Source organism: Ruegeria sp. ABV4_181 (genome assembly GCF_056158465.1).
In genome coordinates, this window is the sequence record NZ_JBSWTI010000002.1 from 955,787 (window position 1) to 973,473 (window position 17,687).

Consider the following 17,687-nt stretch of genomic DNA (forward strand, 5'->3'; position numbering starts at 1 on the left):
TCCATGCAGCGCACTCTGGTGATCATGGTGAAAGAGCCGCATCCGGGCGGGGTCAAGACCCGGTTGGGGCGCGATATCGGTATGGTCGGCGCGGCCTGGTGGTTCCGCCATCAGACCCGGTCGCTGATCCGGCGATTGCGCGACCCGCGCTGGCAGATCGTTCTGGCGGTCTCGCCCGATCACGCGGGGCTTATCAGCCGCGTCTGGCCCGCCGACCTGCCACGCGCGGCGCAGGGGCGGGGGGATTTGGGGGATCGCATGGGCCGGATGCTGCGCGGCATGCCGAAAGGGCCGGTCTGCCTGATCGGCGCGGATATTCCCGGCATCCGACGCGCACATATCGCGCGGGCGTTTCAATCGCTGGGGCGGGCGCAGATGGTGTTCGGTCCGGCCCCGGATGGCGGCTATTGGCTGGTGGGCGCGCAACGGTATGGCGCGCTGCCCTCCGGCTTGTTCGACAAGGTTCGCTGGTCCACCGAACACGCGCTGGCCGATACGCTGGCCTCGGTCCGTGGGTGCCGCGTGGCGCTTTTGGACACGCTGCGCGATGTCGATACGGTGGCCGATCTGCACGCCTGAGCCGCGCAGTGGTTTTTTTGGTCATGACGCAGTCGCATCCCCGTGCTAGGCCGAACCCATGACTCGCATCCCCACCAAGCAAGAGGTCCTGGACTGGATCTCGGCGAACCCAACCCTGACCTCGAAACGTGACATCGCCAAGGCCTTTGGCATCAAGGGCGCGGACCGCATCGACCTGAAGCGCATCCTCAAAGAGCTTGAGGCCGAGGGCCATCTGGAAAAGCGCAAGCGCAGCTATCGCGACCCGGATCGTCTGCCGCCGGTCAGCGTATTGCAGGTGAAGGCGCCCAATGCCGATGGCGATCTGTTCGCGCGTCCGCTGGAATGGCATGGCGAAGGGGTTGAGCCGATTGTCCTGATCGTCGCCCGCGCCAGCGATCCGGCGCTGGGCGAGGGCGACCGCATTCTGGCCCGGCTGACCGTGGTGCATGAGGAAGACCACAATTACGAGGCGCGCCTGATCCGCCGCATCGGCACCAACCCGCGCAAGATCGTGGGTATATTCCGCAAGGGGGCTGAGGGCGGGCGGATTGTGCCCATCGACAAGACCGGGCAGAACGAATGGCTGGTCCATGATGGGGCCGTGATGGGCGCAAAAGACGGGGAGCTGGTCGAGGCCGAACAGGCCGGGCCAAAGAACCGCATGGGTCTGCCGCGGGCGCGTATCGTGGAACGGCTGGGCGATCCCTCGGCCCCCAAGGCGGTGTCGCTGATTGCGATCCATCAGCACGGCATCCCCGACGATTTCCCTGACAAGGTGATTGCCGAGGCCGACAAGGCCAAACCCGTCGGCCTGAAGGGGCGCGAGGACCTGCGCGACATGCCGTTGCTGACCATCGACCCGTCGGATGCGCGGGATCATGACGACGCCTGCTATGCCCATGCCGATGATGACCCGAAAAACCCCGGCGGCCATGTGATCTGGGTCGCCATCGCTGATGTCGCCGCCTATGTGCAGCCCGGCACCGCGCTGGACCGCGAGGCGCGCAAGCGGGGCAATTCCAGCTATTTCCCTGACCGCGTTGTGCCGATGCTGCCGGACCGCCTGTCGGGCGATCTGTGCTCGCTGCACGAAGGCGTCCCGCGCGCCTGTATCGCGGTGCGGATGCAGATCGACGCCGATGGCAACAAGATCGGCCACCGGTTTGTGCGCGGGCTGATGCGCTCGGCCGCGTCGCTGCATTACGCCGAAGTGCAGGAGGCCATAGACGGCACCCCCAATGACCGCACCGGGCCTTTGCTGGAGCCGGTGCTGAAGCCGCTCTATGCCGCTTACGCCGCGTTGAAAAAGGCGCGCGCTGCGCGCCAGCCACTGGAACTGGACCTGCCCGAGCGCAAGATCGTGCTCAGCGACAAGGGCGAGGTCGAGAGCGTGGCTTTCCGCGACCGGCTGGACGCGCATAAGCTGATCGAGGAATTCATGATCCTCGCCAATGTGGCCGCCGCCGAGACCCTGATCGCCAAGCGCCGTCCGCTGCTGTTCCGGGTACACGAGGAACCCGCGCCCGAGAAACTGGAAAGCCTGCGGGAAACGGCGCAGGCGGCGGGTCTGAACCTGGCCAAGGGACAAGTGCTGCAAACCCGGCATCTGAACGCGCTTCTGAATGCGGCGGCAGGGACCGAGGATGCTGAGCTGATCAACCTGACGACGCTGCGGTCGATGGCGCAGGCCTATTACAACCCTGAAAATTTCGGCCATTTCGGGCTGGCGCTGCGGAACTATGCGCATTTCACCTCGCCCATTCGCCGCTATGCCGACCTGATCGTGCACCGCGCGCTGATCTCGGCCCATGGCTGGGGGCAGGACGGGTTGACCGAGGATGAAATCGCGCGGCTCGACGAAACAGCCACGCATATCTCGGACACGGAACGCCGCTCGATGATGGCCGAGCGTGACACGACCGACCGGTATCTGGCGGCCTATCTGAGCGAGCGGGTAGGCAATGAGTTCTCGGGCCGGATCAGCGGCATCGCCCGCTTTGGCGCTTTCGTGAAGATGGACGAAACCGGCGCAGATGGGCTGGTGCCTGTACGCTCCCTGGGGCGCGAGTTCTTTCATTTCGACCGCGAGGCGGGGACGTTGATGGGCTCGGATACCGGGCTGATCATCGCCATCGGCCAGCATGTCACCGTGCGTCTGACCGAGGCGACGCCAGTGACCGGCGGGCTGGAACTGGAACTGCTGTCCATCGACGATCAGGCTTTGCCGCGCGGGCGTGGTCCGAAAGGCCGGCCGACCCGCCGCAAGGCGGTCAGCGCCAAGCGCAAGAAAGACAAGATCAAGCGCAAGGTCGAACGCAAACGCCGTCAAAGGTGATAGGTCAGCGCCCGCGCAATCAACCAGCCGTGGCGGGTATCGTCGATCTGATCCGGGTCGTCGAACAGCACAGCGCGATTGCCGTCGATCCGATCCTCACCCGGAAAAGCCGAGGTGAAGTCGCCCATGAGGCGGCTCTGACAATGCACGAACAGGGCAAAGCTTGCAGCTTTGTGCCCGCCCAGCCGGATCGTAGAGCCTTTGGGCGCCAGATAGGCAGGCTGACCCCAGCGCAGCGCCTCTTGCAGGGGTTGCGCCGCGGGCAGCGACCCTGCCGTTTCAAATACCAGCTTGCGTAGGGCCAGAACACCCGCGCGGGTGTTTTCGGGAAATGCCTGAAAAGCGGCTTCTACGGCAGGGTCGTCAAACGGTGTCATGTCAGCGGGATCGCCTGTTCGATGCGGTCAATATAGCTGCTGAGCAGGTTATCCTGTTTGATCCGACGGGTCAGCGCCGTTTCCGCAGGTGTCGCGCGCATCGCGCCCAGAACCGGCCCAACGCTCATATCTGCCGCGGTCGGGTGCTCGCCCAGCAAAAACGGCGACTGCCACAGAAAGGCCGAGATCGCCTCCAGATCGCGTTCCAGCCTGTCCGTGCGATCTGCGTCCGAGAATCGCGACACACCGACACCATCCATCCGTTTCAGCACGGATTTGCGAATTGAGTTGGTCACGGGCCGGCGGATCAGGGCCGGGATTTCGCTGAAAAACGTGTCCCGCAGGATCGGCCAGACCTGATCATTGCCCCAGCGGTCCAGAACGATGTGGTAATAGATATGCTCTTCGGCCATGCGGATCAGCGCGCGGGACTGAGCTTTCTGCACATCGCTCAGACCTTTGTCAAAGTCGGCACCCTGCGTTTCCAGCCAGTCGCGGATCAGGTCGCTGTCCGGCAGCAGGCGATCCGGCGTGCGCAGAACCGGCAGCTTCTGATGCGGCATCTTTCTGGGGTCCAGCATATCCGACCGCTGCCAGTGCTGGCCGGATCGTTGCAGCATCAGGGCGGTCTTGACGCAGAAGGGGCTGGCGCTGAACAGGCCAAAGGCAGAAGGGAAGGTCAGTAGGGTCAGCATCGGTGGCTCCATGATTGGGATGCCAGAGGGATACGTTGGGCTAATGACAGTTCCTGTCATCAGGTTTAGGGTAGCTTGCAGTATGTCCCGCACCGCCCGCCTGTTTCAGCTGATGCAAGCCCTGCGCTCTGGCCCGTCACCCAAGACCTCGGTCCAGCTGGCGCAGGATCTCGGCGTATCGCCCCGAACGGTTCATCGCGACATCGACGCGTTGCGCGGCCTGGGCGCGGTAATCGACGGCGAGGCCGGGTTTGGCTTTACCCTGATCGAAGACGCCACCCTGCCACCGCTGGGCTTTACCGACGATGAGCTTGAGGCGCTGGTCCTGGGTCTGCGCGAAGTGCAGGCGATCGGCGACCCCGGCCTTTCGGACGCGGCCGGTGCAGCGCTGCACAAGTTGCAGGGGCGCTTACCGCACCGGCAATCTCATCGGCTGAGCCACGCCGTCCTGACGGCGACACGTTTTGACCGCCCGAAAAAACCAACCATCGACGTTTCAAGCCTGCGGCAGGCGACCTGGGACGAGCGGGTCGTTCAGTTCGCCTATACCGACGCCAAGGGGGACGACACCCGACGCCGGGTCAGCCCGCTGAGTATCGTCTATATGGATCGCGCCAGCGTGCTGCTGTCATGGTGCCACCTGCGCGAGGATTTCCGCGTCTTCCGGCTGGACCGGATGCAGGAGATGACGGTGACCGACGACAGTTTCAGACCCAACCGGGTGCCGATGCTGCGCGCGGCGCTGGCGCAGATCCGCGCCGAGCGGGAGGCAAAAGAGTGTGATCCCCCGTCCTGAGCGCTTTGTGAATTTCCGATTTTGCGCTATCCTGCTGTCGAGCAGTGATCAGGACAATTCGGAATGCGTGTATGCACAGGTGGCGTCATGACCGCCGCACTATGGGCATCCGTTCTACAGGCGGATCCAACAGGACATTCATCACAGTCACCGGACGGCAATCAGCCCGGCACGTATCAGCTGGCCTCGGCGGATGTGGCGGTGTCGATCCGGCCCGTCCTGCGGCCATCGACAAGGGAGTACCGGGTGTCGACCGAAGGAAATGCGCGCTTTCAGGCGTGGCTGGGGGCGTTCCGTGAGCGGGCGCTGTCGCAGGGCATCACAGCATCCACGCTGGACCGGTCGCTGGCAGGCCTGACCTATGACAAAGAGGTCATCGCCCGCGACCGCAATCAGGCCGAGTTTTCCAGACCCATCTGGGAGTATCTGGATGCAGCGGTTTCCGACGCGCGCGTCTCCAATGGCCGTGCAGGGCTGGCGCGCCATCACGCGGCGCTGACCCGGATCGAGGCCGAATATGGCGTCAGGAAAGAGTTGGTGGCGGCGATCTGGGGGCTTGAAACCTCGTACGGGACGTTCCGGGGCAGCGATCACACGATCCGGTCGCTGGCGACCCTGGCCTTTGATGCCCGGCGTGCGTCGTTTTTCGAATCCCAACTGATCGCTGCGTTGCGAATTGTTCAGGCCGGGGATGTCCGCCCCGCGGACATGGTCGGCAGCTGGGCCGGGGCGATGGGGCATACGCAGTTCATGCCGACCTCGTATCTGGATCACGCGGTGGATTTCGACGGTGACGGGCGGCGCAATATCTGGTCGGACGACCCGACCGATGCGCTGGCTTCGGCGGCGGCTTATCTGACGCGGCACGGCTGGACGCCGGGGCAACCCTGGGGCGTCGAAGTGCGCCTGCCCAGGGGGTTCGATTATGCGCTGGCCAGACGGGATCTTACCCTGTTGCCGTCGGAATGGGCGGATCGCGGGGTCATGACGCCGCAGGGCGAGCCTGTGCCGGATCACGGGCAGGCGGCGATCCTGCTGCCCGCGGGCGGGCAGGGCGTGGCGCTGATGATCTTTGACAATTTCAGGGTGATCGAGGCCTATAACGGCGCGGACGCATATGTGATCGGCATAGGCCACCTGTCCGACAGACTGGCGGGGCAAGCCCCTTTCCACGCCGCATGGCCGCGCGATGACCGGGTGCTGAGCTTTACGGAGCGCAAGGAACTGCAATCTCGCCTGACCGAAGCCGGATTCGACACGCAGAGCGTTGACGGCCGCATCGGGCCAAACACGACCAACGCCGTGCGCGCCTATCAACTGGCTCAGGGATTGCTGCCCGATGGATATGCCAGCCTGAACTTGCTGGAGCGGTTGCGGTAGCCTTGTGTCAGGCGGCCCGCCGCCGCCTGTACCCGTAGCCGTCCTTACTCAGTGCACGAAATGCAGGCGCGAGAACTCTTTCCGCCAGGCGGCGACCTCGGGCTGGATCGGCTCATCGTTTAACCCGCGCCGGATCAGATCCGCCAGTCGCGCTGCGTCCCCGGAGGTCATACCCCAGCGCACCAGTTCGGGCGTGCCGATCCGAAGCCCGTTCATATCACCCTCGACCGTTGGAACAGGCAAGCCGATGCCGCAGCCGAGGAACCCGTTTTTGCGCAACTGTTTGGACGCTGCCTGCCCGCCGCCAAAGCCCTGTGCCAGAACCGCAAACTGGTGCGAGTTGGTGAACCCATGCGCGCCGGAAAACACCGGCACGCCATTTGCATCCAACGCCGCGGCCAGCGCCTGCGCCATAGCAATCATCTCTTGCGCATAGGCGGTGCCAAAATCCTTCCAGTCCAGCATCGTCACCGCCAGAGCCGCCGTTTTCGCCGCGTCGAAATTTGCCGTCATGCCCGGGAAAGCGATGGCATCAAGCGCTTTTGCAATCGCGGCGTCGTTGGAGACGATCAGGCCGCCGGCAGGCCCGCCCAGGCTTTTGTAGGTGCTCATGGTCATGAAATGCGCGCCTTCGGTCAGGGGGTTTGACCACGCCCGCCCCGCAATGATCCCGCATTGATGGGCGGCGTCAAACATGACCTTCGCCCCGACTTCATCAGCGATTGCCCGGATGTTGGCCACAGGATGTTCGAACAGGTTCAGGCTGCCCCCGATTGTGATCAGCCTGGGGCGTTCAGACAGGGCAAGGGCGCGCAACTGGTCCAGATCGATGGTATAGCCGTCGGCATTGACCGGGGCTTCGACGATACGCAGACCGTAAAGACCGGCACATCCCGAAACGTGGTGGGTGACGTGACCGCCGATGGATGCCGGTGGCGCTATAATAGTGTCACCCGGCTTGCAGGTCGCTATGAAGCCATAAAGATTGGCGATGGCCCCGGAGGGCACCCGCACTTCGGCATATTGCGCATCAAAGACTTCGGCACATAGCTGAGCGGCGATCACCTCAATCTCTTCTATCGCTTCCAGCCCCATCTCATATTTGTCGCCGGGATAACCAAGCGACGGGCGCGAGCCGATGCCCGAGGACAAAAGCGCCTCGGCCTTTGGGTTCATCACATTGGTCGCAGGGTTGAGGTTGAAACACATTTCCTCATGGATAACGCGGTTCTGTTCCGCAAGATCCCCGATCCGTTCAAGAAGCGCCCCGGAAGAAGTCGACGCGGCGCGGGTCGCGATTTCCTGAACCAGAGTTTCGCAGTTGCCGGGTACCCAGTCTCTTTGTGCAAGTGTCATGTCACGCCTCCTTGGTCGCGCCCATCTTGGAAGCCGAACGATGACAACGCAAAGCAGATTTGCTATTTCTTGCCGTAGAAAAACTAAGGCTATAAAATGAGTGTCGCCCCCAAGCGCCCCAAAGGCCCGCCCCTGAACGCCATGCGCGCCTTTGAATCCGCCGCCCGCCACGTCAGCTTTGTCGCCGCCGCCGAAGAGCTGAATGTCACGCCCGGCGCGATTTCTCAGCATATCAAGACGTTGGAAGGCTGGGCCGGAATGCCGCTGTTTCGCAGAAATGCGCAGGGTGTCGAGCTGACCCGGGCAGGAAAGGCCCTTGTGCCGGGTTTCACATCGGCCTTTGACGGGCTTGCAGATGCCACCCGCGCCCTGCGCAACCTCAAGCCGGACGCCGAATTTCACATCGCGGCCCTTCCGTCGATTGCTCAGCTCTGGCTGCCGAAGCGGCTTGGCAAGATCCGCGCGCAATTTCCCAAGATCAGCTTTTCGGTCACCGCGATGGAAAGCCCGCCCAGCCTGTCACGGGAATTGTTCGACCTGTCGATTTTCTTTGCCGTTCCCAACGGTTCCTCATGCCAGATCAGCATTTGCCGGGACGAAATCGCCCCCGTCTGTGCCCCCGCACTTCTGGATCGTGCACGGGGCGATAACGGCTTTGACACCTTGCCTCTCTTGCATGACCTGACCTGGGCGCAGGACTGGTCCCTTTGGTCACAGGAAACCGGCGTTCCCATACAGGACCCGGAAAGCGGCCCACAGTTTTCCTTGTACAGCCTGGCGGTAGAAGAGGCCAAGGCAGGGGCAGGAGCGCTTATGGGGCATCTGTGTCTGATCGAAGACGCGCTGTCCGCCGGAGAGTTGAGGCGGATGCACAGCACCTCATGTTTCGCGGGACAGTCGCTTGTGCTGCAACAGCCCCGAAAACAGCAGCGGCGCTCTGAAACAGATCAGGTCGTCGCATTGCTGACCGACAGTGCCTGAGAGCGTCCACCGTCGATCGGCAACCCTGGCTTAAGACGCGGCTTTCATCAGCCCCTGTTCAATTATGTCAGACTGCGCCTCATCCAGCGATTTGTGGATGCGGACGAACATCTCGTCGATATCCTCAGGTGTCAGGATCAACGGTGGTGAAATGATCATCCGGTCGCCGACATGGCGCATGATCAGGTTATTGCCAAAACAGCGGTCGCGGCAGACATAGCCGACCGTGCCCGGATCCGACGCAAATTTGGCGCGGCTGGCCTTGTCCGGTGTCAGCGCGATGGACGCCATCATGCCCACGATCTTGGCCTCGCCCACCAGCGGGTGATCGACCAGAGCTTCCCATTTCTTTTTCAGATAAGGGGCGGCGACATCGCGGACGTGGTCGACGATCTTTTCCTCTTCGAGGATGCGCAGGTTTTCCAGCGCCACGGCAGCCGCGACAGGATGACCGGAATAGGTGTATCCGTGGTTGAACTCGGTTCTGCCGATCACCTCGGCGATCTCGTCATTGACGATCGAGCCACCGATGGGCGCATAGCCCGAGCTGAGGCCCTTGGCGATCGTCATGATATGCGGCCTGATCCCGACAGTCTGCGATCCGAACCAGTTGCCGGTGCGGCCAAAGCCGCAAATCACCTCATCCGCGATCAGAAGGATATCGTACTTGTCGCAGATGCGCTGAATCTCGGGCCAGTAGGTATCCGGCGCGACGATGACGCCGCCAGCGCCCTGCACCGGTTCTGCGATAAACGCCGCGACCCGGTCTTCGCCCAGTTCCAGAATTGCCTCTTCCAACTCGCGCGCGCGGGCCAGTCCGAAATCCTCGGGCGTCATGTCGCCACCTTCAGCCCACCAGTTCGGCTGGTTGATGTGATGGATGTTCGGGATCGGGATGCCGCCCTGCGCATGCATCCCGGCCATTCCACCGAGCGAGGCCGAGCCCACGGAGGAACCGTGATAGGCGTTCTTGCGGCTGATGATGATGTTCTTGTCGGGCTGGCCCTTCTCGGCCCAGTAAGTGCGCACCAACCGGATGTTGGTGTCATTGGCCTCGGACCCGCCTGCGGCGAAAAAGACATGGTTCAGATCACCCGGCGCGATTTCGGCCAGTTTCGCGGCCAGTGCAATGGCGGGCACGTGGGTCGTTTTGAAAAACGTGTTGTAATAGGGAAGCTCGCGCATCTGGCGGGCTGCGGCCTCGGCCAGTTCGTCGCGGCCATAGCCGATATTGACGCACCACAGGCCCGCCATGGCGTCCAGAATCTCTTCGCCTTCACTGTCGGTCAGGTAAACGCCCCGGGCCCGCGTGATCACACGCGCGCCCTCGGTTCCCAGCGGCCCGTTGGCCGAGAAAGGGTGCATGTGATGCGCCGCATCCAGCGCCTGCAATTCGGCGGTCGGCATGTGATTGGTGATGATGGACATCAAAGAATCTCCTGCAAGCGAGGTTGGCGATCACAATATGATCAAATTTTTTCCTGTCAATCGAATCGGGTGGCGCTAGGGGGCTGTCAGCGCGTCCGCCATCAGTTCCATCCCCTGTTCGATGTCCTGCGCGGTTGCTTTCGCCACGCCTTCGGCATCGCCGGCGCGCAGGGCCGAGATGATGTCCTTGTGCCGATCTGGCAGGCTCTGAGTGCCAAACCGGCCGCAGACCACGCGCAGGGACGGACCGAATCGCAGCCACAGCCGTTCTGCAAGATCGCTGAGAATCGGTGCGTCCGCATGGGCATACAAGGTTTCGTGGAACACATGGTTCAGATGCAGATACCCGCTGACGTCGCCATCCGCGATGGTCCGATCCAGACGCTGATCCAACCGCTCAAGCCGGTCGATGTCCGAGGCGGTCATTTTGCTTGTCGCGCGCCTGGAAAGCTCTGATTCTATTGATGTTCTTGCAAAAATCAGCTGTTGAACATCACCGTCGCACAACAAGGGCACACTGACCCGACGGTTGCCCTGAAACACCAGCGCGCCATCTGAAATCAACCGACGAATCGCCTCGCGCACCGGCGTCATCCCAACGCCAAGGGAATCGGTCAGGCCCTGGATGGTCACAGGCTGCCCAGGCACCAGTTCCCCATACAGGATCTGCGACCTGAGGGTCTGATACACCGTCTCATGCGCGGGCCGTTTCTGATCACCCGACGTTGATCCGGGTGCCGTATTTTTGATCAAATCCAATCGATTTGCCCTGTTTCCATTGAAGTTAACTTGTCAGGTGCCAGACCCCGTGAAACCATACGCGGGATCAGGGGAAAACGCAAAACTTGATCAAATCCAAAAAAACGGGAAAATACCCGTACACTTGCAGGGAGAATAAAATGTCAATCAAAACGCTGACCATGACAGCGGTCATCGCATTGGGGACTTCGGCGGCTTTCGCTGAAGAGGTGCGTGTTTACAACTGGTCCGACTATATCGACGAAGAACTGCTGGAGAAGTTCGAGGCCGAAACCGGTCTGACCCTTGTCTATGACGTGTTCGACAGCAACGAGGTTCTGGAAACCAAAATGCTGGCCGGGGGATCGGGCTATGATGTGGTGGTGCCGACCGGGACGTTTCTGCAGCGCCAGATTCAGGCCGGCGCTTTTCAGGAACTGGACAAGGCGAAACTGTCGAATGCGGGCAATCTGTGGGACGTCATTCAGGAACGCACCGCGGGCTATGATCCGGACAACGCGTATTCCATCAACTACATGTGGGGCACAACGGGCCTTGGGGTGAATGTCGCCAAGGTCAGGGAAGTGCTGGGCGATGATGTTGCGCTGAACAGCATGGATCTGGTGCTGAAGCCCGAGAACATGGAAAAGCTGGCCTCATGCGGCGTGCATTTCCTGGACGCGCCGACCGAGATCATTCCGATGGCATTGCAGTATATCGGTGAAGATCCCGACAGCCACGACAAGGACGTCATCGCCAAGACCGAAGAGGTCCTGACCGATGTGCGCCCCTATGTGCAGAAATTCCACAGCTCTGAATACATCAACGCGCTTGCAAATGGCGACATCTGTCTGGCCGTCGGCTGGTCGGGCGACATCCTGCAGGCGCGGGACCGTGCGGCCGAGGCGGATAACGGTGTGGAAATCGAATACCACCCCTTTGCCGAGGGGTCGCTGATGTGGTTCGACCAGATGGCGATTCCGGCGGATGCGCCAAACCCCGAGGGCGCGCATCAGTTCCTGAACTTCATTCTGGACGCCAATAACATGGCGGCCGCGTCGAACTATGTGTATTACGCCAACGGCAACAAGGCCTCGCAGGAGTTCCTTGAGGAGGATGTGATTGGCGATCCGGCGATCTATCCGGATGATACCACGATGCAGAACCTCTACATCACGACACCCTATCCGGCGAAAACACAGCGGACCGTTACCCGCCTGTGGACCAAGATAAAATCGGGCACCTGATCCGATCTGTCTGCGCAAGGCGGCCCGTCCGCCTTGCCCCTTTTTTCAGATAGTCGAACGGGGGCCGTTTTGAACTCTGACGTCTTTGCGCCGTGGGATGACCCGCAGGCGAAACCCTTGATCCAGTTCCGGAATGTCACCAAACGGTTTGGAGAATTCACGGCCATCGACGATCTGTCCCTGGATATCTTCGAGAAAGAATTCTTTGCCCTGCTGGGCCCCTCGGGCTGCGGCAAGACCACGATGATGCGGATGCTGGCCGGGTTCGAAACCCCGACCGAGGGGCACATCCTGCTGGGCGGACAGGATATCGACCCGATCCCGCCGAACAAGCGGGCGGTGAACATGATGTTCCAGTCCTACGCCCTGTTCCCTCACCTCAGCATCTGGGACAACATCGCCTTTGGCCTGCGCCGGGACAACATGCCCAAACACGACCTTGAAGACCGGGTCGAGGAAATGCTGCGCCTGACCCGGCTGGAACAATTCGCCCGACGCAAGCCGCATCAGATTTCGGGCGGGCAACGTCAGCGGGTGGCGCTGGCGCGGTCACTGGCCAAGGCGCCCAAGCTGTTGTTGCTGGACGAACCCCTGGGGGCGCTGGACAAGAAGCTGCGGCAGGACACGCAGTTCGAACTGATGGACATTCAGGAAAAGACCGGCACCACCTTTGTGATTGTGACCCACGATCAGGAAGAGGCCATGACCGTCGCCAGCCGCGTGGCAGTGATGGATCAGGGCCGGCTGATGCAGGTGGCGACGCCGGACAAGATTTATGAAAACCCGAATTCAGTCTATGTGGCCGATTTTATCGGCGATGTGAACATCATCGAAGGTCGCGCCACCGCAAACGGGGATGACACCTATCAGATCGACTGGGCCGAAGGTCAGGCGCCGCTGACGGCAACCTCGTCGGCGGGTTTGTCGAACGGGCAGGGATGCCATCTGGCGATCCGGCCCGAAAAGGTTACGATTTCGGCCGACCGTCCGACCGACGCGATCAACGCGGTACAGGGAAAAGTGCATGACATCGCCTATCTGGGCAACCTGTCGACTTATCACGTCGAGCTGCCGAACGGCACGATCATCAAGGCGCAAACGGCCAATACCCGCCGCATCTCGCGCCGGTCGTTTACATGGGAAGACCCGGTCTGGCTGTCCTGGACAGCGACGGCTGCGGTTCTGTTGGCCAGCTGATGCGCCGCGCGTTTCTGATTGCGGTTCCTTATGTCTGGCTGCTGGCCCTATTTCTGGTGCCGTTTTTCATCGTTCTGAAAATCTCGCTGTCGGATATCGAGCTGGCGATCCCGCCCTATACGCCGACGCTGGACCTGTCGCAGGGCTGGGCCGGGATCAAAGAGTTCTTCAGCCAGCTGGATTTCGAGAACTTCGTCTGGCTGACCGAAGATGATCTTTATTGGAAAGCCTATCTGTCCAGCGTCAGGATCGCCGTGATTTCGACCTTGCTGACGCTGCTGGTCGGCTATCCCATCGCCTATGGTATGGCCCGCGCGCCTGCGGAATGGCGCCCGACGCTGATGATGCTGGTCATTCTGCCGTTCTGGACTTCGTTCCTGATCCGCGTCTACGCGTGGATGGGGATTCTCAGCAACGAAGGCTACCTGAACCAGTTCCTGCTGTGGATCGGCATCATCTCGACCCCGCTGACCATTCTGAATACCAACACGGCGGTCTATATCGGCATTGTCTATACCTACCTGCCCTTCATGATCCTGCCGATCTATTCCGCGCTGGAGCGAATGGACGAATCCCTGATCGAAGCGGCCGAGGATCTGGGCTGTTCGCGTGTTCAGGCGTTCTGGCTGGTGACAATCCCGCTGTCGCGCCCCGGCATCATCGCCGGGTGCTTTCTGGTGATGATCCCGGTAATCGGTGAGTTCGTAATCCCCTCGTTGCTGGGCGGGTCAGGCACGCTGATGATCGGCAAAGTTCTGTGGGAGGAGTTCTTTTCCAACCGCGACTGGCCGGTGGCCAGCGCGGTGGCGGTTGTCCTGCTGCTCATCCTCGTGGTTCCGATCGTGCTGTTCCAGCGCAACCAGCAAAAGCAGACGGAGGCCGAACGATGAACAGGCTCAGTTGGTTCAACGCGGTGTCGCTGACGCTGGGGTTTGCGTTTCTTTACATCCCGATGATCATCCTGATCATCTTCAGCTTCAACGAAAGCAAGCTGGTGACGGTCTGGGCCGGATTCTCGACCAAATGGTACGGCGAACTGGTCCAGAACCAGGCGTTTCTGGACGCTGCATGGGTGACCTTGCGGGTTGCGGTATTCTCGTCAACTCTTGCGACCATTCTCGGCACGGCGGCGGCCTATGTGCTGGTTCGCGGTGGGCGGTTCTTTGGCCGAACGCTGTTTTCGGGCATGATCTACGCGCCGCTGGTGATGCCCGAAGTGATCACCGGCCTGTCGCTGTTGCTGCTGTTCATCGGAATCGGTCTGGATCGCGGTATCCTGACCATCGTGCTGGCCCACACAACTTTTTCGATGTGTTTCGTGTCGGTCGTCGTGTCCTCGCGCCTTGTGACCTTCGACCAGTCGCTGGAAGAGGCGGCGCTGGATCTGGGCTGTTCGCCCGCGCAGGCGTTCCGTCTGGTGACATTGCCGATCATCGCGCCGGCGGTGATCTCGGGCTGGTTGCTGGCCTTTACGTTGTCGCTGGATGATCTGGTGATCGCGTCGTTCACCTCGGGCCCGTCGGCCACGACCCTGCCGATCAAGATTTTCTCTGCCGTGCGTCTGGGTGTCAGCCCCGAGATTAATGCATTGTCGACGATCATGATCGCGGTGGTGACGGTGGGGGTCATCACCGCGTCTCTGGTCACGAAACGCGCGATGGTGCGGCAAAAACAGGATGAAATGGCTGCTGCGCGGGTCGAATGAAACGGGTGTTTCCAGCCTATGCCTATGGGCCCGGTCCGCGCGCGGAATGTTGGTGGGACGAGACGATTGCCAGCCCGGACTGGCCGGTTCTCAGCGGCGACCTCAGCGTTGATGTCGCCATTGTCGGTGGCGGTTTCACCGGCATTTCGGCTGCGTTGCACCTGGCCGATGCCGGGGCCACGGTCGCTGTTTTCGAGGCCGGTACGCCCGGTTGGGGCGCTTCGGGCCGGAACGGCGGGTTTTGCTGTCTGGGCGGCTCCAAGCTGAGCCCGGCCACCATGGCCCGGCGGTTCGGGGAAGGTTCCGCGCAAAGCTATGCACAGGCCGAAGCGGATGCCGTTCATCTTGTCTCGGACCTTATGGCGGCACACCGGATCGACGCGGATGTGCATTCGAAGGGTGAAACGCAGCTTGCCCACAACCCGCGCGCGATGGAGCGCCTGCGCCGTACCGCGGACGCATCAGGGGTGTTGCACGAGGCCGCCGACTTGCCGGGGCAGGGGTTCGGCGGGGCATTTCACGGCGGCTATTCCGTTCCGGTGGGCTTTGGGCTGAACCCAAGGAAGTACCTGTTCGGTCTCGCCCGGGCTGCCCGATCGCTGGGTGCCGGCGTTTTCAGCCAAAGCGCGGTTCAGAGCATCCGCAGAACACGGCACGGCTTTGACCTTTTGGCGGCGTCGGGCCGGGCCACGGCGTCGCAAGTGCTGATCTGCACCAACGGATATTCCAGCGAGGATATCCCGCCCTGGTTGTCTGGCCGCTACATGCCCGCGCAGTCCACGGTATTGGTCACGCGTCCGATGTCGGATGCCGAAGTGCGGGCGCAGGGCTGGACCACTGATCAGATGTGTTACGACACGCGTCATCTGCTGCACTATTTCCGGCTGATGCCGGACCGGCGGTTCCTGTTCGGGATGCGGGGCGGCCTTCGGTCCTCTCCGCGGGCCGAAGCGGCAATCCGTCAAAAAGCCCGGCGCGATTTCAGGCGCATGTTTCCGGAATGGTCCGGCGTTGACGTGACGCATATGTGGTCGGGCCTGGTGTGCCTGTCCCGGGGGCTGGTGCCTTTTGCAGTGCCTGTTCCGGATCAGCCGGGGATGTTCGCCGGCTTGGCCTATCACGGCAACGGCGTGGCGATGGGCACCTATTGCGGGCGGGCACTGGCGCGGTTGGCTCTGGGCAAGGACGCCGGATTGCCCGATCCGATGTCGCAACCTCCGGCACGGTTCCCGTTGGGGCCGTTGCGGCGCATTTTGATGCCGCCCGCCTATGCCCTGATGGCGCTTGCCGATCTATGACGACTGCAGCGCGGCGGTTTCCAGTTCAAGACCCACCGCGTAATCCGGCGCGCCGTTTTCGACACGCCATAGGCAATAGGCCGCCATCCGCCACGCGAACCATCGGCGCAGGGTTCTGTACCGGTCCGTCAATTCCGGGTGATCATAGGCGTCCAGAAACTGATCTTCTTCCATTTGGGACAGGGGCGGGCCGCGATACAGGTGCTGCATCGCAGGCGACAGGAACAACGCCAGATCCTCGCAAGGATCCCCCTGCGCGGGGCATTGCCAGTCAATCAGGGTCAGGCCGGATGCCGCGACAAGAATGTTTCCCGCAACCGGGTCGCCGTGAATCAGGCATGTGTGCGGTGTCGGTGGCACCGCTTCGCTTGGACACAACCGCTGAAGGTCGTGGCGCGTATCTGACTTACAGCCTTGCAGAATGCTCTGCCCGTGTCGGGCAAGATCCGCGCTGCCATTGCATCCTTCGGGCGCCTGCACGGCCAAATCCAGGCTGTGAAGGTGGCGAAGCAACCTGGCCACGCGGGCTGGCCCTTTCTTCCAGGGGGACCCGGGTGCGTGATCGTAAAAGACCCAGCGGCTGTTTTCATGCTGCCCCGCCGCGCGCAAACGCGGGACGAATCCCGACGATTCAAGCGCCCGCAAGCACTCGGCCTCCAGCTCTGCGTCGTTTCGGAAAAGCGGGTTGCGGAACGCGGTGCGGTAGAGTTTCAGAACCTTGCCGCCATTTTCCCCCAGCACCTTCCAGACCTGATTTGTGCGCCCGCCATACAGCGTTTGGAACTGCGCGTCGGCGTCCAGAAGCCCCCGGCGGCGCAGGTCGTCAACAAGATCCAATGGCGGGAAGGTCGGGTCAGACAGTTGGGTCACCGATGCAGCAAGCGAATCGAAGGTTGCATAGGTTTCGCCTGTCCGGCCCCGCAGATCAAGCTCCGGTTCGGACGGCCGAGACAATCCCGGCCGGAACGACCTGACCACCTTCCAGTGTCAGAAGGACGGTGTCGTCACCCACCTGGGCCTCAATCACCCGGTTGTAGGCGGACACCAGTTTTTCTGAAAGCAACTCTTCCCCGTCATAACTTTCCAGCGTTGCGGTATAGTTTCCGGCGGTAAGCGGAGTGCCTTCGCTGTCGGTTCCGGCCCAGACGAATTCCATCTCAGATGCGGATACCGGGAACCTGTCGATGACCGTGTCATCCTGATCGCGGATCACGATCTGCGCGCCGTCCGCCGCGGCATCCGCCTGCGCGAAAAGGGTCACGGGTGCGCCATCAAAGTGAAAGGCCCCTGCCGTGCGGACATCCATACCCACCCAGCTTGCAAGTTCCTCAAGGTTGACACTGCCCAGCGACAGCGCCAGTTCGGACAGCAAGTCGTTGGTCTGGACCTGCTGTTCAACCATTGAAAACTGCGCCAGTTGCGAGGCGTATTCCGAGGAATCCAGCGGCTCCAGCGGGTCCTGATTCTGCGCCTGCGTCGTCATCATCAACAGGAAGGTTTCGAAATCGGATGTCAGGGCCGAGGTCCTTGACTGTGTCGCCGGCTGGGGTTGCGTGTTGGTCTGGGCCGTTGATTGCGTTGCGGTGATCATCC

General features: G+C 61.8%; 17 protein-coding genes. 10 read left to right on the plus strand and 7 right to left on the minus strand.

The window, feature by feature from the left end:
* The first annotated feature begins 3 nt into the window (after positions 1-3).
* Complete coding sequence (locus ACXAC3_RS04775; protein WP_475157337.1) at positions 4-579, plus strand: TIGR04282 family arsenosugar biosynthesis glycosyltransferase; 576 nt, start codon at positions 4-6, stop codon at positions 577-579.
* A gap of 58 nt (positions 580-637) precedes the next feature.
* Positions 638-2,896, plus strand: a complete 2,259-nt coding sequence (gene rnr / locus ACXAC3_RS04780; RefSeq protein ID WP_475157339.1) for a ribonuclease R — start codon at positions 638-640, stop codon at positions 2,894-2,896.
* Here the strand turns inward: rnr and ACXAC3_RS04785 are convergent.
* Together ACXAC3_RS04785 and ACXAC3_RS04790 are read right to left on the minus strand one after the other, a co-directional pair.
* On the minus strand, positions 2,887-3,273 hold the full coding sequence (locus tag ACXAC3_RS04785; protein WP_475157344.1) for a DUF1801 domain-containing protein: 387 nt from the start codon (positions 3,271-3,273) through the stop codon (positions 2,887-2,889). The two genes, rnr and ACXAC3_RS04785, sit on opposite strands and share 10 nt — an antisense overlap.
* A complete protein-coding gene (locus ACXAC3_RS04790) occupies positions 3,270-3,968 on the minus strand; it encodes a glutathione S-transferase family protein (RefSeq protein WP_475157346.1) in 699 nt (232 codons plus the stop codon). The genes ACXAC3_RS04785 and ACXAC3_RS04790 overlap by 4 nt, the downstream gene beginning before the upstream one ends.
* 82 nt (positions 3,969-4,050) lie before the next feature.
* Between ACXAC3_RS04790 and ACXAC3_RS04795 the strand changes: the two genes are divergently transcribed.
* Both ACXAC3_RS04795 and ACXAC3_RS04800 read left to right on the plus strand, forming a co-directional pair.
* Positions 4,051-4,764: a helix-turn-helix transcriptional regulator gene (locus ACXAC3_RS04795; protein ID WP_475157351.1), complete on the plus strand. Its 714-nt coding sequence runs from the start codon at positions 4,051-4,053 to the stop codon at positions 4,762-4,764.
* 87 nt (positions 4,765-4,851) lie between these two features.
* Positions 4,852-6,144 carry a lytic murein transglycosylase gene (locus ACXAC3_RS04800; protein ID WP_475157356.1) on the plus strand — a complete coding sequence of 431 codons (1,293 nt, stop codon included), beginning with the start codon at positions 4,852-4,854 and terminating at the stop codon, positions 6,142-6,144.
* A 48-nt stretch (positions 6,145-6,192) separates the two neighbouring features.
* Here ACXAC3_RS04800 and ACXAC3_RS04805 read toward each other — a convergent pair whose 3' ends face one another.
* Positions 6,193-7,500, minus strand: coding sequence for an aminotransferase class I/II-fold pyridoxal phosphate-dependent enzyme (locus ACXAC3_RS04805; RefSeq protein ID WP_475157362.1), 1,308 nt, complete (start codon positions 7,498-7,500; stop codon positions 6,193-6,195).
* Positions 7,501-7,596: 96 nt separating this feature from the next.
* Here ACXAC3_RS04805 and ACXAC3_RS04810 point away from each other — a divergent pair, with 96 nt between their 5' ends.
* On the plus strand, positions 7,597-8,481 hold the full coding sequence (locus tag ACXAC3_RS04810; RefSeq protein ID WP_475157365.1) for a LysR family transcriptional regulator: 885 nt from the start codon (positions 7,597-7,599) through the stop codon (positions 8,479-8,481).
* A 30-nt stretch (positions 8,482-8,511) separates the two neighbouring features.
* Here ACXAC3_RS04810 and ACXAC3_RS04815 read toward each other — a convergent pair whose 3' ends face one another.
* A complete protein-coding gene (locus ACXAC3_RS04815; protein ID WP_475157368.1) occupies positions 8,512-9,909 on the minus strand; it encodes an aspartate aminotransferase family protein in 1,398 nt (465 codons plus the stop codon).
* Positions 9,910-9,984: 75 nt separating this feature from the next.
* Entirely contained in the window at positions 9,985-10,668 is a 684-nt protein-coding gene (locus tag ACXAC3_RS04820; RefSeq protein ID WP_475157372.1) for a GntR family transcriptional regulator, read from the minus strand.
* 140 nt (positions 10,669-10,808) lie between these two features.
* On the opposite strand from ACXAC3_RS04820, the gene ACXAC3_RS04825 reads away from it, so the two are divergent.
* From ACXAC3_RS04825 to ACXAC3_RS04845, 5 genes are all read left to right on the plus strand, one after another.
* Positions 10,809-11,894, plus strand: a complete 1,086-nt coding sequence (locus tag ACXAC3_RS04825) for a polyamine ABC transporter substrate-binding protein (protein ID WP_475157377.1) — start codon at positions 10,809-10,811, stop codon at positions 11,892-11,894.
* Positions 11,895-11,963: 69 nt separating this feature from the next.
* Positions 11,964-13,091, plus strand: a complete 1,128-nt coding sequence (locus ACXAC3_RS04830) for an ABC transporter ATP-binding protein (RefSeq protein WP_475157379.1) — start codon at positions 11,964-11,966, stop codon at positions 13,089-13,091.
* Positions 13,091-13,981, plus strand: coding sequence for an ABC transporter permease subunit (locus ACXAC3_RS04835; RefSeq protein ID WP_475163375.1), 891 nt, complete (start codon positions 13,091-13,093; stop codon positions 13,979-13,981). The genes ACXAC3_RS04830 and ACXAC3_RS04835 overlap by 1 nt, the downstream gene beginning before the upstream one ends.
* On the plus strand, positions 13,978-14,796 hold the full coding sequence (locus ACXAC3_RS04840; RefSeq protein WP_475157382.1) for an ABC transporter permease: 819 nt from the start codon (positions 13,978-13,980) through the stop codon (positions 14,794-14,796). Before ACXAC3_RS04835 ends, ACXAC3_RS04840 begins: the two co-directional genes overlap by 4 nt.
* Positions 14,793-16,094 (plus strand): NAD(P)/FAD-dependent oxidoreductase, encoded by a 1,302-nt coding sequence (locus ACXAC3_RS04845; RefSeq protein WP_475157389.1) that lies wholly within the window; start codon positions 14,793-14,795, stop codon positions 16,092-16,094. The genes ACXAC3_RS04840 and ACXAC3_RS04845 overlap by 4 nt, the downstream gene beginning before the upstream one ends.
* On the opposite strand, the gene ACXAC3_RS04850 is transcribed toward ACXAC3_RS04845, so the two are convergent.
* Both ACXAC3_RS04850 and ACXAC3_RS04855 read right to left on the minus strand, forming a co-directional pair.
* Positions 16,089-17,048, minus strand: coding sequence for a phosphotransferase family protein (locus tag ACXAC3_RS04850; protein WP_475157393.1), 960 nt, complete (start codon positions 17,046-17,048; stop codon positions 16,089-16,091). The genes ACXAC3_RS04845 and ACXAC3_RS04850 overlap by 6 nt on opposite strands.
* Complete coding sequence (locus tag ACXAC3_RS04855; RefSeq protein ID WP_475157398.1) at positions 17,020-17,685, minus strand: flagellar hook capping FlgD N-terminal domain-containing protein; 666 nt, start codon at positions 17,683-17,685, stop codon at positions 17,020-17,022. Before ACXAC3_RS04855 ends, ACXAC3_RS04850 begins: the two co-directional genes overlap by 29 nt.
* Between the last annotated feature and the right edge of the window lie 2 nt (positions 17,686-17,687).

Bases quoted from the DNA above. Each gene is read 5' to 3' on its own strand.
- ACXAC3_RS04775 (WP_475157337.1), top strand. From the start codon at position 4: ATGCAGCGCACTCTGGTGATCATGGTGAAAGAGCCGCATCCGGGCGGG.
- rnr (WP_475157339.1), top strand. From the start codon at position 638: ATGACTCGCATCCCCACCAAGCAAGAGGTCCTGGACTGGATCTCGGCG.
- ACXAC3_RS04785 (WP_475157344.1), bottom strand. From the start codon at position 3,273: ATGACACCGTTTGACGACCCTGCCGTAGAAGCCGCTTTTCAGGCATTT.
- ACXAC3_RS04790 (WP_475157346.1), bottom strand. From the start codon at position 3,968: ATGCTGACCCTACTGACCTTCCCTTCTGCCTTTGGCCTGTTCAGCGCC.
- ACXAC3_RS04795 (WP_475157351.1), top strand. From the start codon at position 4,051: ATGTCCCGCACCGCCCGCCTGTTTCAGCTGATGCAAGCCCTGCGCTCT.
- ACXAC3_RS04800 (WP_475157356.1), top strand. From the start codon at position 4,852: ATGACCGCCGCACTATGGGCATCCGTTCTACAGGCGGATCCAACAGGA.
- ACXAC3_RS04805 (WP_475157362.1), bottom strand. From the start codon at position 7,500: ATGACACTTGCACAAAGAGACTGGGTACCCGGCAACTGCGAAACTCTG.
- ACXAC3_RS04810 (WP_475157365.1), top strand. From the start codon at position 7,597: ATGAGTGTCGCCCCCAAGCGCCCCAAAGGCCCGCCCCTGAACGCCATG.
- ACXAC3_RS04815 (WP_475157368.1), bottom strand. From the start codon at position 9,909: ATGTCCATCATCACCAATCACATGCCGACCGCCGAATTGCAGGCGCTG.
- ACXAC3_RS04825 (WP_475157377.1), top strand. From the start codon at position 10,809: ATGTCAATCAAAACGCTGACCATGACAGCGGTCATCGCATTGGGGACT.
- ACXAC3_RS04835 (WP_475163375.1), top strand. From the start codon at position 13,091: ATGCGCCGCGCGTTTCTGATTGCGGTTCCTTATGTCTGGCTGCTGGCC.
- ACXAC3_RS04840 (WP_475157382.1), top strand. From the start codon at position 13,978: ATGAACAGGCTCAGTTGGTTCAACGCGGTGTCGCTGACGCTGGGGTTT.
- ACXAC3_RS04845 (WP_475157389.1), top strand. From the start codon at position 14,793: ATGAAACGGGTGTTTCCAGCCTATGCCTATGGGCCCGGTCCGCGCGCG.
- ACXAC3_RS04855 (WP_475157398.1), bottom strand. From the start codon at position 17,685: ATGATCACCGCAACGCAATCAACGGCCCAGACCAACACGCAACCCCAG.